Genomic DNA, 14652 nt, shown 5'->3' with positions numbered 1-14652 from the left:
GTTATCCTGAGCTTGCGAAGGACCTCATGCCAGTCGAACGATCTTCGTTGCTACGAGTCGTCCTCGCTTGATAAGGTCCTTCGCAAGCTCAGGAAGACAGAGGGAATAGGTTGCCCTAACACAGAAAAAGCAATGTCTAAGTATTTATTTCTCCTGCTACTTCTGCTCCTTTCAGGTACACACAGTGCTAATGCAGGAGCACCGGCAAAGCGGCAAATCGTAGTGGCTCAAAATGGCTCAGGTGACTTTCGTACGATTCAAGAAGCCATTAATAGCCTGCCGAAAGGTGGGGGGCAGCTGCCGGTGGTATTCATCAAAAATGGCACGTACCGCGAGAAAGTTACCATCGACGGCAAACCGGGTTTAGTGCTGCGCGGGCAGAGTGAAAAGGGCGTTGTCATCACGATTTCGCAGGCAAATGCTTATTTCCGTTGCGATGCTGCCAACGCGGGCCGCTGGGACGTGGCCACGCTGAACTTACGCGACAGCCCTGGTATGACGCTGGAGCAACTGACCGTTGTGAACAGCTACGGTGCCGACCACCCGAATGGCGAGACCCTAGCTTGCCCGAATAGCCCAGGCGGTAAAATCACCATCAACAGCGCCGACCACCAGATGGCGTTGTATACGGGCGCCAACACTACGCGCTTAGTGGTACGGCACTGCACGTTTCGTACCCTCGGCAATGACACGGTGAGCCCCTGGGATAAAGAAGATGGGCTGTACTACTTCGCCGACTGCACCATGGAAGGCTCCGTCGATTTTTATTGCCCCAGAGGTTGGGCATACGCGGAGAATTGCCGCTTTATCTGCCACAACCTAAACGCGGCTATCTGGCACGATGGCTCGATGAACAAGGACGCCAAAACCGTCCTGAAAAACTGCACATTCACCGGCGACAAAGATTGGAAGCTAGGTCGCTACCATCATGACTCGCAGTTCTACCTAGTCAACTGCCGTTTCGATAAAAACATGGCCGACGCGGACATTTACCCCGCGCCGTCGGGCGACTCGGCGCCGATGTGGGGCCGGCGCGTGTACTATTCCAACTGCCACCGCGACGGCGGCGACTACGCTTGGCTGCACGACAACCTAGCTACCGCTTCGAACGCGCCCACGCCGCAGCAAATCACCGCCAACTGGACCTTCGGCGGCCGCTGGAACGTGGACCCGAAAGCGCCGAAGATGCCGGCACCTAGCCCCGTGGCGAAGGATAGCATTGCCGAACGGATGCTGTACTATCAACGCCTTGATGGCGGCTGGCCGAAAGCCATTGGCGAGCACAAAATTGACTACAATCAGCAGCTAAGTGCCGTGCAAAAGGCTACGCTCACGGACGATGCGGGCCGCAACGATGCCACCATCGATAACAACGCCACCACGCACGAAATCACGTACCTGCTGCACGCCTTCACTACCACCAGCAATCCGGCGTATCGCAAAGCCGCGGAGAAAGGCATCAGCTACTTGCTGAAAATGCAGTACCCCAACGGCGGCTTCCCGCAGTTTTACCCCGACCTCAGCAGCTACCACCACCAGATTACCTACAACGACGACGCCATGATTCGGGTGCTGCGGCTCTTGCGCGCCATCACGGAGCGCAAAGGCGACTACGCCAGCGTTGACCAAAACCTTCGCTTGAAAGCCCAGCAAGCCGTGGAGCGCGGCATCGACTGTATCCTGAAAACGCAGTACGTGCAAAATGGCAAGCTCACTGCCTGGTGCGCACAATATGATGAGAAAACCTTACAGCCCGCTAAAGCCCGCAACTTCGAGTTGCCTTCGCTCAGCGGCAGCGAAACGGTAGGCATCGTGGAGTTTTTGATGCAGATTGAAAATCCCTCACCTGAGGTGAAGAAGGCCATTGATAGCGCCGTAGCGTGGTTGCAAGAAGTGAAAATGCCCGGCTATACCGTCAAGACCATCAAAGACCCGAAGCAGCCAAAAGGCTTTGATCGGGTGATTGAGCGCGATGCTAGCTCTACGATTTGGGCGCGCTTTTATGACTTAGAGACGAACAAGCCGATTTACGTGGGCCGCAACAGCGAGAAGAAAAACTCCCTGGCGGAAATCGAATATGAGCGTCGTACGGGCTACGGCTATGCCGGTACTTGGCCGCAAACTTTGTTGGCGAAGGAGTATCCGGAGTGGCAGCAGAAGTGGGAGAAGAAATAAGTTGTTGTTGTTAGATGGCAAGAGAGTACAAACGATTGAAAGCCAAGCATGCTGGTATTAATTTCTTGATAGAGGAAGATAAGCCTGAGATCGGAGCCTACCTGTATGTTTTCAAAGGAAATACCATGTGTGATTACCTACAGGATTCAATCCAGATTTGCCAGCGGCAAGCCTTAGAAGACTTTGGGGTTCCTATATACTCATGGAAGTCCATAAAGTCAGTCTTTATATAGTTCTGCTAAACGACTCGCGCCTGCCGGTCCGACGCCCAGGCGTCCGACCGGCAGGCGCGAGTCGTTCAACCATGTGCGAAGCTGGAGCTTCACGCGACCTGGTCATGACAGTACAGTAGACCTAGGCCAAGCAAGAGAAGTTACTTAGCTCCCGTAACTTGTCGGCCGGTGGTACTCGCTGCGGTACTTACCGGCAAAACCTTACACCTAGCTTTCGTCTACATGTTTAGCTTACAAGGAAAGACCGCCGTCATTACAGGCGGCGGTAGTGGTATCGGGCGCGCGATTTCGCTGCTGTTTGCCCAACAGGGCGCCAACGTCCACATCGTGGAATTGAATCCAGAGGCAGCGGCGCAAGTCGTGGGCGAGATTGAGCAGGAGGGAGGCAAAGCGCAAGTACACCAAGCCAACGTCGCCGATCAGCAGCAGGTGCTACAGGTTTTTGAGCAGATCGGTAGCCTCGACATTCTCGTCAACAACGCCGGCATTGCGCACGTGGGCAACGTGGAAAATACCAGCGAAGCCGATTTTGAGCGCGTGTACAGCGTGAACGTGAAAGGCGCCTACAACTGCCTGTTCGCCGCTGTGCCGCGGCTGAAAGCGCAAGGTGGCGGCACCATCGTGAACCTAGCTTCCATTGCTTCGCACGTGGGCATCACCGACCGCTTTGCGTACTCGATGAGCAAAGGTGCCATTTTCGCCATGACGCTGTCTATCGCCCGCGACTACCTGGCCGATAAAATTCGGTGCAACAGCATCTCGCCGGCCCGCGTGCACACGCCGTTTGTGGATGGCTTTATCGCCAAAAACTATGCTGGCCGTGAAGAAGAAATCTTCGACAAACTCTCGAAAAGTCAGCCCATTGGTCGTATGGGCACGCCCGCGGAAGTCGCGAGCCTAGCCCTCTTCCTGTGCTCCGATGAGGCCGGCTTCATCACCGGCTGCGACTACCCAATCGACGGCGGCTTCATCACCCTGAATAATTAGTTCGTTCTTTCGGTTGTCGCCCGAAGCGCAACAGCGCAGAAGCAGGGGTGACAGGCTTCATTACCATACTCTCTTACGCAACATGAAACTAATCCGCTACGGCCAGTCTGGCCAGGAAAAACCCGGTGTCATCCTGAACGACCAGAAATACGATGTGAGTGCTTTTGGCGAGGATTATACGGAAGCGTTTTTCGCTAACGATGGGCTCGCCCGCCTCGCTGAGTTTGTGGCTGCGAACGAAGGCAAACTACCAAGCGTTGCCGACGGCGAGCGGCTAGGTTCGCCCGTGGCGCGGCCCTCCAAAATCGTGTGCGTGGGTCTAAACTACGCCGACCACGCTAAAGAGACTGGCGCCACGCCGCCCGCCGAGCCAGTGTTGTTCTTCAAATCGACCACTGCGCTGGTTGGCCCTGATGATGCTATTATCATCCCCAAAAACTCGACGAAAACCGACTGGGAAGTAGAACTGGCCGTGATTATCGGAAAGAAAGCTTCTTACGTGGAAGAGGCCGAAGCTCTGGACTACGTAGCCGGTTATGCCCTGCACAACGACGTGTCGGAGCGAGAGTTTCAGCTGGAGCGCAGTGGCACCTGGGATAAGGGCAAAGGCTGCGACACCTTTGCACCGGTTGGGCCTTTCTTGGCCACGCCCGACGAAATCGGTGACGTAGACAACCTGCGCCTGTGGCTGTCAGTGAACGGGCAGATGATGCAGGACGGCACCACCGCCAACCTGATTTTCAAAATTCCTTTCCTGATTTCCTACATCAGCCAGTTTATGACCCTGCTGCCCGGCGACATCATCTCGACCGGTACGCCCGCCGGCGTGGGGTTAGGTTTCAAGCCGCCCGTGTACCTGAAGCCCGGCGACGTGGTAGAACTCGGTATCGATGGCCTAGGCACGTCGCGGCAAGAGCTGCAAGCTTACGCTAAGTAGCGCCGAACTGGAGCTCAGCGCTACCTTCTCCCCATGACTATTAAAATCGATTCCCACCAACATTTCTGGCAGTTCGACCCGGTGCGCGACGGCTGGATCACGGACGAGATGGCCGTGATTCGCCGCGACTGTCTGCCGCCAGACCTAGCTCCCATTTTGCAGCGCCACGGCTTCGCTGGCTCAGTTGTCGTGCAGTCGGACCAATCGGAGGCGGAAAACGAGTTCCAGCTACGCAATGCCGCGGCTCATGCGTTTATCAAAGGCGTGGTAGGATGGGTGGATTTACGAGCTGACAATATCACCGAGCGCTTGGCTTATTACCAGCAGTTCGAAAAGCTGAAGGGCTTCCGCCACGTGTTGCAAGGCGAAGCTGACCGGGCGCTGATGCTCACGCCTAACTTCAAGCGCGGCATTGGCGCGTTGCGGCAGTTCGGCTACACCTACGACATTCTCATCTTTCCCGATCAGCTTCGTTACGCCGCCGAACTGGTAGCTAGCTTTCCCGATCAGCCCTTTGTCCTCGACCACATAGCCAAACCCTATATCAAGGACCAAAAGTTGGAAGGTTGGGAGCAGGATATTCGGGCGCTGGCAGCCCACGAAAACGTGTGGTGTAAAGTGTCGGGCATGGTGACGGAAGCCGACTGGCACCACTGGCAGTCCGCTGATTTTCGACCGTATCTGGATGTGGTGTTCGATGCTTTTGGCGCCGATAAAGTAATGTTTGGCTCCGACTGGCCCGTGTGCGAAGTGGCCGGCGGCTACGACCGTATGCTCGGGTTGGCGCACAATTACCTAGGTAGCTTTTCTGCCGCAGAGCAAGCGCAATTTTGGGGTGGCAACGCCACCGGTTTTTACAAGCTTTAAGAAATCATGGATTTACAACTGCGTGATAAAGTAATTATCGTGACCGGCGGGGCAAAAGGAATTGGCGAAGGCATCAGCCAAGTACTAGCCCGCGAAGGCGCCATTCCGGTCGTAATTGGCCGCAACGAAAAAGACAACCAGCACGCGGTAGCCGGCATTGAAGCCGCGGGCGGCAAAGCGTGGCAAGTGGCCGCAGAGCTAGCTAACCCTACTGCCTGCCAGCAAGCGGTAGCAGCGGTAATAGCCCAGTTCGGCCGCATCGACGGGCTGGTGAACAACGCCGGCGTAAACGACGGCGTGGGCTTAGAAAGCGGCGACTACGAAGCCTTCATGGCGAGCCTGCACAAGAACGTGGTGCATTATTACCTCATGGCCCACCACGCTTTGCCTGAGCTGAAAAAGTCGAAAGGCGCCATTCTCAACATCACGTCCAAAACCGCGGAAACGGGCCAGGGCAACACCTCGGCCTATGCGGCGGCCAACGGTGGTCGCAATGCCCTCACCCGCGAGTGGGCCGTGGAGTTGCTCAAGTATGGCATTCGCGTGAATGCCATTGTAGTGGCCGAATGCTGGACGCCCGCCTACGAAACCTGGATCCAAACCCTGCCCAACCCTGAGGAAAAGCTGCGCGAGATTACCAGCAAAATTCCCCTGGAAAACCGCATGACCACGGCCGAAGAAATTGCCAACACCACGGCGTTTCTGCTGTCGGCGTGCTCCAGCCACACCACCGGCCAGATCATCCACGTCGATGGCGGCTACGTGCACCTCGACCGCGCGTTAGCAAACGCCTAGGTCTTAATTCCTTATTGAAGATGAATACTCTCGTTTGTGAACAGCCCGGGCAATTTGCTTATGAAGACCGGGAGACGCCGGTGGCCCCAGAAGGCTATAGCTTGTTGAAAATTCGTCGTATCGGCATTTGTGGCACCGATTTGCACGCGTACGAAGGCACCCAGCCATTTTTTGCCTACCCACGTGTGCTGGGTCACGAGCTAGCTGGCGAAGTAGTCGATGTTGGTGCGGCGGAAGGATTTTCCGCCGGCGAGGCCGTCACGTTTATTCCGTACTTCAACTGCGGCACTTGCATTGCCTGCCGGTCGGGGCTGCCCAATTGCTGCACGCACATCAACGTGGCGGGCGTACATATCGACGGCGGCATGGCCGAATACCTCGCGGTACCCTCGTATGCATTGGTGCATGGCGAAGGGCTAAGCTTTGATGAGCTAGCACTAGTGGAGCCATTAGCCATCGGCGCCCACGGCGTACGGCGGGCCAACGTACGTGCTGGCGAGTACGTGCTAGTCGTGGGAGCAGGGCCTATTGGGCTCGGAATTATGGAGTTTGCTCGTATTGCCGGCGCCCACGTTATTGCGATGGATATCAACGAGCAGCGCCTCGCTTTCTGTCAGGAAAAGCTGCGCGTAGAGCACACCGTAAATGCGCTGGCACCCGACGTTACCGAGCAGTTGAAGCAGATTACCAACGGCGACATGCCTACCGTCGTCATTGATGCGACCGGCAGCCAGCGCGCCATCAATAATGCATTTCAATACCTAGCTCACGGCGGGCGCTACGTGCTAGTGGGTTTGCAGAAAGGGGAAATTAGCTTCTCACACCCAGAGTTTCACAAGCGCGAAGCCACGCTCATGAGCAGCCGCAACGCCACCCGCGAAGACTTTGAACACGTGATTGCCTCCATGAAAGCTGGCCACGTGGACCCTACCACGTACATCACGCACCGGGTGAAATTTGGGCAGGTGCAGGAGGAATTTGCCAGCTGGCTCAATCCCGCAACAGGCGTCATCAAGGCAATGGTGGAGCTAGAGTAACCGGCTAGGTGCTAGGTCGAAGAGCGAGATGCTGCGTGTGTTGATACTTTTCTGCTGCCAAGCTAATTACTGGCGGTAGAAGGCATCGATACACGCAGCATCTCATTTTACTAGGGAGGCGGTACCAATAGGATGCTAATTCCGGGAACGTTTGCATAAATATTCTTTCACCGCAGCTCTTTTCTCAGTTAAAATGCGGCGTACTTGGTTGCATTCCACTCATGCCTACTCGTATGTCTAACCGCTTTTTAACAAGTATAGCTGCCCTAGGTCTACTGCTGCTAACGGCGTTTACTTCACCACCTAACAAGAGTACAGTGTACCTCATCGGCGACTCAACGATGTCGATAAAAGAGGTGAAGAACTACCCGGAAACAGGCTGGGGAATGCCGTTCGCCATTTTTTTCGATGAGACGGTAACTGTTGACAACCGAGCCCAGAACGGCCGTAGTACCAAGAGCTTCGTGGCTGAAAACCGCTGGCAACCCGTAGCTAGCGCCCTCAAAGAGGGCGACTACGTGTTTATTCAGTTTGGCCATAATGACGAGGTGCCTACCAAGCGGAGCTACACGCCCGAGGCTGACTATAAGAACTACCTGATCCGCTTCATCAGTGAAACGCGGGCCAAAAAAGCTACACCTGTGCTCATCACGCCCGTCGCCCGCCGCAAGTTTGACGCCGCTGGCAAGGTGGAAGGAACCCACGAGGTCTACTCTGAAATTGTACGCAAAACAGCGCAGGAACAGAAGGTTGCCCTAATCGACTTGGACCGCGAGAGCCAAGCATTGTTGCAGCAATACGGCGTCGAAAACTCGAAACTGCTGTTCAACCAGTTAGTACCCGGCGAACACCCCAACTACCCCGACGGCAAAGAAGATAACACACACTTCAACGAGCTAGGTGCCCGCAAGATGGCGCAAATCGTGCTAGCCGACATTCGTGCCCTGAAGCTTGACCTCGCTAACCACATCGTGCAGCGCCAAGCCGCCAAGACGGTCGACGCGCAGGCCAAGTAGCAGTAAAATAGTAAGACCAGACTGTCATGCTGAGCTTGCCGAAGCATCTCTCCCGCTTCGTTGAGCTAGCATTAGAGTTACCATTGCACGCGAGATGCTTCGGCAAGCTCAGCATGACAGGCGTTTAAATTTTACCAATGAGAATGCTAGCTTCCTTATTCAAAAAAGTCTGGCCACTCAGCCTCTTCTTGCTGCTGGCTTTTAGTGGGCCTAGCCCTAAAAAAATCAAGCTTTACCTCATCGGCGATTCGACAATGGCGAACAAGGTCAAGCAGACCTTTCCCGAGACAGGTTGGGGCATGCCACTGACCACGTTTTTCGATTCCACCGTGGTAGTCGACAACCGGGCGCAGAACGGCCGTAGCACCCGTACCTTCCTGGCCGAAAACCGCTGGCAGCCCGTTGTGGATGCGTTGCAGGAAGGCGACTACGTGTTTATTCAGTTCGGCCACAACGATGAGGCTGAGAATTATCCTGACCGCTACACGCCGCCGGAGGACTACCGCAAGAACCTCATCAAGTTTGTGACCGAAACGCAACGCAAAAAAGCTAGCCCGGTGCTGCTCACGCCCATCACGCGCCGCAAGTTTGACAAGGAAGGCCGTCAGCAGGAAACGCACGTGGCCTATTCGCGGGTGACAAGCGAAGTTGCCCAGCAATACAAAGTGCCGCTCATTGACCTCGATAAGATGAGCCGCGAGTTGGTGCAGCAATTTGGCGCCGAAAATTCGAAGCTGCTGTACCTGCAACTCGCCCCTGGCGACCACCCTAACTACCCCTACGGCCGCGAAGACAACACGCACTTCAGCGAGCTAGGTGCCCGCAAAATAGCGCAGATGGCCGTGAACGAAATCAAAACCCAACACTTACCGCTGGCCGAACGCATTGCCAAGCCACTGCCCAAAAATGCCGTACCGCCCACTAAGGGCAAAGACGCGCAGCCTACTACCCCATGAAAAAATTATTCGCCCTTGTTTGCCTCAGCTGGCTACTGATTGGTCGGGCCTTCGCCTATGATTTTGTGGTTGCCCAAGATGGTAGCGGAAACTACAAAACCGTGCAAGAAGCGTTCAACGCTGTGCCCGACTTCCGAAAAAAAGTCACGACCATTTTCATCAAAAAAGGTGTGTACAAGGAAAAATTGGTGTTGGCTGGCTCGAAGAACTTGGTGAAGATCATCGGTGAAGACCTGCGTAACACCATCCTGACGTACGACGACTACAACCAGAAAAAGAACATCTTCGGTGAAGATAAAGGCACGTCGGGTTCGTCGAGCATTTACATCTACGGCGGCGATTTTTCGGCTGAAAATGTCACCTTCCAAAATTCATCGGGGCCGGTCGGGCAGGCCGTGGCCGTATGGGTGGCCGGCGACAAAGCTAGGTTCAAGAACTGTCGCTTTCTGGGTTTTCAGGATACGTTGTACACCTATGGTTACGGCAGTCGGCAGTACTACAAAGACTGCTACATCGAAGGCACCGTGGACTTTATCTTCGGTTCCAGCACGGCGTGGTTTGAGGACTGCACCATTTTCTGTAAGCAGAACGGCTACGTGACGGCCGCTTCTACGCCCGACAGCACGCGCTACGGCTACGTGTTTAAGAACTGCAAAATCACGGGCGACGCGCCAACGGGCAGCTTCTACCTAGGACGGCCGTGGCGACCCTACGCCAAAACGGTGTACCTCAACTGCGAGCTAGGCCCGCACATCAAGCCAGAAGGCTGGGACCACTGGGGCAACGAAAACAACAAGAAAACCGCTTACTACGCCGAGTACCAAAACAAAGGCAAGGGCTTCCAGCCCAAGCAGCGTGTGCCCTGGTCGCACCAGCTCACCGACCAAGAGGCTAAGGAGTATACCCGCGACAAGGTGCTCCGCAACTGGAACCCCGAAAAGGAGTGACGGCACACGATTGATTGTTGTGCCGCAATTATAGTTAGGACAGTTAACGCAATCTATAAATAAGAAGGCGGCCTATTACGCCGAGTAGCTATAAAGCTAGGTCGAGAAATAAAGTAGATAATACTCTGCGGTTAGCATGCAACCAAAGGGTATTGTATAGGCTCTTCCTCTTGGTCTCATTTACTTATATCTACTTATGCATAAGGGTTATCAATTTATGGGGATGCTCATCGTATTGATGGGGTTATCTACCACTGTTACGTGGGCACAAGCTTACTCGGCTAATGGGTCATCAACTCGGCAGGAGCCTTCTCCGGAAACTACCACGCATAAACCCGCCTACTTACGCCTCGGCGTGGGAACGACGTACGAGATAACGGGTGGGTATCGGTGCGAACGGCTTGCGCTGGAGTATGCGCCGACCCTAACGAACCACCTAGGGCTAGCTAGCCGGGTAGCATTTGTGTTCGGCAAGCCTACTGATAAACTAGAGCGGCAAGTACCCAATCAGAATTATAAGGCTGGCTACATCGAGCAGGAAGCTATTTTCTATCCTTTCGGTACTGATAAGAAGATCTTATTCGGCCTAGGTGGCGGCTTTTTAGGCTATTACAAGAAGAATACTTACTCGTCTTTTTCGGCGGTGGCCGGGACGCTCAAGGACTATACGCTGGCTGCGCACGACGGCTTTCACGGTGGCTACCTGCTTTCGCTGAACTTGGATATGGCGGTAGGCACCGCCCAACGTTGGCGTATTGGCCTGCGGTCAAGCATTCAGAACGGAACAGGTGGGAACACCACTTCGCCTACGCATAGCCTCACCTTTGCTCGGCGGCTGTAAAGCAGGACGACGAGTAAACGCTAACTTGTATGCCTTGGGAGGATTACCAGCGAGCTGCTAGCTCAACCTGGCTGTTGTGGGGCCTGCTTGCAAGCACCGCCAGCGCCCAGCCGACGCCTACTTACACCAAAACGGCGAAAGCGCTGCCTGCTCCTGCCGCGCTGTTTCCCGAGCCCATCGACCTGCGGTTGGGCATTGGCACCACGTACGATAATGAAGGGCAGTACCGGTGCACACGTATCACGCTAGAATTGGCGCCCGTTGTTTCCAAGCACCTAGGTACTGCCATCCGCTTGGCTAGCGTGTTGGGCAAACCTAGCAGCCCGCTCGAAAAGCAAGTCCCCAACCAAAATTACAAAGCCGCTTACCTCGAACAAGAGTCGATTTACTACCCTCTGGGCACCGGTAAAAGAATGCTGTTGGGGATAGGCGCTGGGGGCTTTGTGGGCTATTACAAAAAGAACACGTACTCGTATCTGAAGGCCATGGGAGGTAAGCTCTATGATTACGGCTTGGCTTCGCGCACCGGACTGCACGCAGGCTTCTTAGGTTCGGTTAGTCTCGACGTAGCCTTAGGCACGGCGCAACGGTAGCGTGTAGGCGCCAGGGCAGCGGCTGAGAATGGCATAAGGGGTAACACAATTTCGCCCTCGTATATTCTAACCTTAGCGCGACGGCTCTAGCGCCCAGATACCTACGGCTTCGCAGGTAACCGAGAGACTAACGCTAGCCGACAGAAACAGGGAGGTGCAGGGCAGACGTTGCAGGAAAGCTAGGTAAGTTAGAGCGGTACTAATGCCTTCGCTTATTATTCCGCCAGCTCTGCCGTATGCAACAACCTATTTCTTCGGGGAAGCCTTTTAGTAGCTACATACTTGCGTTGCTACTACTTTATTGTCTGACCTGCCCCTTAGCCAAAGCTGCCGACGTGATTTCGCTGGCCGGGCAGTGGCAGTTTAAGGCTGATCCGCAGGACCAGGGCGTAGCGGAGAAGTGGTTTTCGACTGCCCTGACCGAAACAGTGACCTGGCCTGGCTCCATGGCGGGTAACGACAAAGGCGACGAAATCACCCTCAAGACCAAGTGGACCGGCAGCATTTACGACAGCTCCTGGTTTTTCAATCCGCGCTTGGCGAAGTACCGGCAGCCCGGCAACATCAAGATTCCGTTTTGGCTCACGCCAAACAAGTATTATGTGGGGCCCGCCTGGTACCGGAAGCAAGTCACCATTCCGGCGAACTGGCAAGGGCAGCGCATCGTGCTGAACCTAGAACGCGCCCACACCGAAACCCGCGTGTGGGTTGATGCGGCCGAAATTGGATTGCAGAACTCCATGGTGGTGGCGCACCAATACGACCTAACCAAGGTCCTCACGCCGGGCCCGCACACCATCACGGTGCGAGTGGATAACCGCATCAAAACGCTCAACGTCGGCCCGGATTCCAACAGTCTCACCGATCACACGCAAGGCAACTGGAACGGCGTCATCGGGCAGATTTCCTTGAAAGCTAGCTCGCCTGTTTACCTCGCCGACGTGCAAGTGTACCCAGATCTGAAAAGCCGCACCGCCAAGGTGAAGCTCATAATCCAGAACACCTTACCGGAAGAAACCAAAGGCCAGCTAACCTTAGCTGCTAAGAGCTTTAATACCTCCACGCGCACGCACGAAGTGGGGCCACGGAAAGCTAGCTTCGTCGCCAAGCCCGGTGAGAACATGCTGGAAGTAGTCGTGCCAATGGGCAAGAAAATGCTACTCTGGGATGAGTTCGACCCCGCATTATACCAGCTCACGGCTTTGGTACAAACCACCGACAAGCGACGCGACGAAAAGCAGGTGCAATTCGGCATGCGCGAGTTTAAGGTGAAAGGCAACAGACTAATGGTGAATGGTCGGCCAGTGTTTCTGCGTGGCACGGTCAATAACTGCGAGTTTCCGCTCACGGGCTACCCGCCAATGGACGTAGCATTGTGGGAGCGGATCTTCAAGATAGCGCGGGCGCACGGGCTGAACCACATGCGTTTCCATTCGTGGTGCCCGCCGGAAGCGGCGTTCGTGGCGGCAGATAAAGTGGGTTTCTACCTTCAGCCAGAAGGACCTAGCTGGCCCAACCACGGCACTTCGCTCGGTGACGGCAAACCCATCGATCAGTTCTTATACGACGAGACCAACCGCATGGGACAGGCCTACGGCAACCATGCCTCGTACTGCATGTTGTCGGCGGGGAATGAGCCGGCTGGGCGCAACCAAGCTAAGTACCTAGCTCAGTTTGTGAAATATTGGCAGGCCCGCGATACGCGCCGCGTGTACACGGGTGCGTCGGTGGCCATGAGCTGGCCGCTGGTGCCCGAAAACGAATACATGATTAAGTCAGGCTCGCGCGGCTTGCCGTGGGTGAATGCCGCGCCTGAAGCCGCTTCCGACTACCGCGCCGCCATCGAAAAATTTCCGATGCCCTACGTGACCCACGAAATGGGGCAATGGTGCGTGTTTCCGAACTTCAAGGAAATCGCCAAGTACACCGGCGTTTATAGAGCGCGCAACATGGAGCTGTTTCAGCAAGACCTAGCCGACCGCGGCATGGGCACGCAAGGCGCCGACTTCCTCCAGGCTTCCGGCAAGCTGCAGGCCCTGTGCTACAAAAGCGAGATAGAAAAATCGTTGCGCACGCCAGGGCTAGCGGGTTTTCAGATGCTAGGTTTGCAGGACTTCCCCGGCCAGGGCACAGCGCTGGTAGGCGTGCTCGATGCCTTTTGGGACGAAAAAGGCTACATCTCGCCGCAAGAGTACAGCCGTTTTTGCAATGCGACGGTGCCGCTGGTGCGCCTACCGAAGTTCGTGTACACCACTGCGGAGACCTTTGAAACGCCCGCTGAGCTCTACCACTTCGGTCCCCAGGATTTGCAGAAACCGATTATTACTTGGACGATCAAAGACCCGAGTGGGGCCACACTCGCCAGCGGCACCTTCGACGGCAAAGTTATCCCGACGGGTACCAACACGCCCCTTGGTACGGTGCGGTTTCCATTAGCTAGCATCACGAAAGCAACCAAGCTGAAGCTGGAAATAGCAGTAGCGAAAACCGCCTTTGCCAACGATTGGGACTTCTGGGTGTACCCGGCCACGCTACCGACCCTAGCTTCGAATGATATTTATTATTGCACCAATCTCGATGCCAAAGCTCAAGAGATTTTAAACCAAGGCGGTAAGGTATTCTTGAACGGGGCGGGCAAGGTGGTGAAGGGCAAGGAAGTGGTCATGAACTTCACGCCGGTGTTCTGGAATACATCGTGGTTTAAGATGCGCCCGCCGCACGTCACGGGCTTCCTCACCAATGCCAAGCATCCGGCCCTAGCCGATTTTCCGACGGAAGATTACAGCAACTTGCAGTGGTGGGAAATCGTGAACCGGGCGCAGGTGATGATCTTAGAAGACTTTCCCGCTGGCTTCACGCCCCTCGTGCAGCCAATTGATACGTGGTTTTTGAACCGCCGCCTAGGGCTGATTATGGAAGCAAAAGTGGGCAAGGGTAAGCTGATGGTGTCCAGCGCGAATCTATCGGCGGAGCCAAACCACGGTCCGGCCGCGCGGCAGCTTTATTATAGCTTGCTGCGCTACATGCAGTCGGAGCAGTTTAACCCGGCTTATGCCGTTGATATTAAAACGGTGCAAGATATTTTTCAGACGCCTTCGAAGGAGACGTTTATGACCTATACCAAAGACAGCCCTGACGAGCTAAAGCCGAAAGCAAAGTAGACACTTACTTGTGTCTCAATCGTTGCGAAGGTTGTTTAACGTGGATTGTCCTACTGCAAGCGTGCAACGAGGGCAGACAAGTATATGTCTCTACCTAGTGGCTGTGT

The 14652-nt window shown here is 55.1% G+C and carries 12 protein-coding genes; all 12 read left to right on the top strand.

Annotated elements, in window-relative coordinates; translation table 11 throughout:
• Positions 1 to 132 precede the first annotated feature (132 nt).
• The 12 genes from pelA (at position 133) to SD425_RS21370 (ending at position 14545) form a co-directional block, all read left to right on the top strand.
• Positions 133 to 2175, top strand: coding sequence for a pectate lyase (gene pelA / locus SD425_RS21425; protein ID WP_324672111.1), 2043 nt, complete (start codon positions 133 to 135; stop codon positions 2173 to 2175).
• 455 nt (positions 2176 to 2630) lie between these two features.
• Positions 2631 to 3395 (top strand): SDR family oxidoreductase, encoded by a 765-nt coding sequence (locus SD425_RS21420; RefSeq protein ID WP_324672110.1) that lies wholly within the window; start codon positions 2631 to 2633, stop codon positions 3393 to 3395.
• A gap of 82 nt (positions 3396 to 3477) precedes the next feature.
• Complete coding sequence (locus tag SD425_RS21415) at positions 3478 to 4332, top strand: fumarylacetoacetate hydrolase family protein (protein ID WP_324672108.1); 855 nt, start codon at positions 3478 to 3480, stop codon at positions 4330 to 4332.
• 33 nt (positions 4333 to 4365) lie between these two features.
• Positions 4366 to 5199 (top strand): amidohydrolase family protein, encoded by an 834-nt coding sequence (locus tag SD425_RS21410; protein ID WP_324672107.1) that lies wholly within the window; start codon positions 4366 to 4368, stop codon positions 5197 to 5199.
• A 6-nt stretch (positions 5200 to 5205) separates the two neighbouring features.
• Positions 5206 to 5994 (top strand): SDR family oxidoreductase, encoded by a 789-nt coding sequence (locus SD425_RS21405; protein ID WP_324672106.1) that lies wholly within the window; start codon positions 5206 to 5208, stop codon positions 5992 to 5994.
• A 20-nt stretch (positions 5995 to 6014) separates the two neighbouring features.
• The gene (locus tag SD425_RS21400) at positions 6015 to 7031 is read left to right on the top strand and encodes a zinc-binding alcohol dehydrogenase family protein (RefSeq protein WP_324672105.1); all 1017 of its coding nucleotides are present in this window, start codon (positions 6015 to 6017) and stop codon (positions 7029 to 7031) included.
• 233 nt (positions 7032 to 7264) lie between these two features.
• Positions 7265 to 8047, top strand: a complete 783-nt coding sequence (locus tag SD425_RS21395) for a rhamnogalacturonan acetylesterase (protein ID WP_324672104.1) — start codon at positions 7265 to 7267, stop codon at positions 8045 to 8047.
• A gap of 143 nt (positions 8048 to 8190) precedes the next feature.
• Positions 8191 to 9003 carry a rhamnogalacturonan acetylesterase gene (locus SD425_RS21390; protein ID WP_324672103.1) on the top strand — a complete coding sequence of 271 codons (813 nt, stop codon included), beginning with the start codon at positions 8191 to 8193 and terminating at the stop codon, positions 9001 to 9003.
• Positions 9000 to 9950: a pectinesterase family protein gene (locus SD425_RS21385; protein WP_324672102.1), complete on the top strand. Its 951-nt coding sequence runs from the start codon at positions 9000 to 9002 to the stop codon at positions 9948 to 9950. The genes SD425_RS21390 and SD425_RS21385 overlap by 4 nt, the downstream gene beginning before the upstream one ends.
• 196 nt (positions 9951 to 10146) lie before the next feature.
• A complete protein-coding gene (locus SD425_RS21380) occupies positions 10147 to 10791 on the top strand; it encodes a hypothetical protein (RefSeq protein ID WP_324672101.1) in 645 nt (214 codons plus the stop codon).
• Positions 10792 to 10820: 29 nt separating this feature from the next.
• Positions 10821 to 11384, top strand: a complete 564-nt coding sequence (locus SD425_RS21375) for a hypothetical protein (protein WP_324672100.1) — start codon at positions 10821 to 10823, stop codon at positions 11382 to 11384.
• A 236-nt stretch (positions 11385 to 11620) separates the two neighbouring features.
• A complete protein-coding gene (locus SD425_RS21370; protein WP_324672099.1) occupies positions 11621 to 14545 on the top strand; it encodes a sugar-binding domain-containing protein in 2925 nt (974 codons plus the stop codon).
• Positions 14546 to 14652 lie beyond the last annotated feature (107 nt).

Origin of the sequence: Hymenobacter sp. GOD-10R (assembly GCF_035609205.1) — a bacterium.
Classification (GTDB): Bacteria; Bacteroidota; Bacteroidia; order Cytophagales; family Hymenobacteraceae; genus Hymenobacter.
Note: the sequence above shows the minus strand (reverse complement) of the source record. Positions and strands in the feature narration are given on the sequence as shown.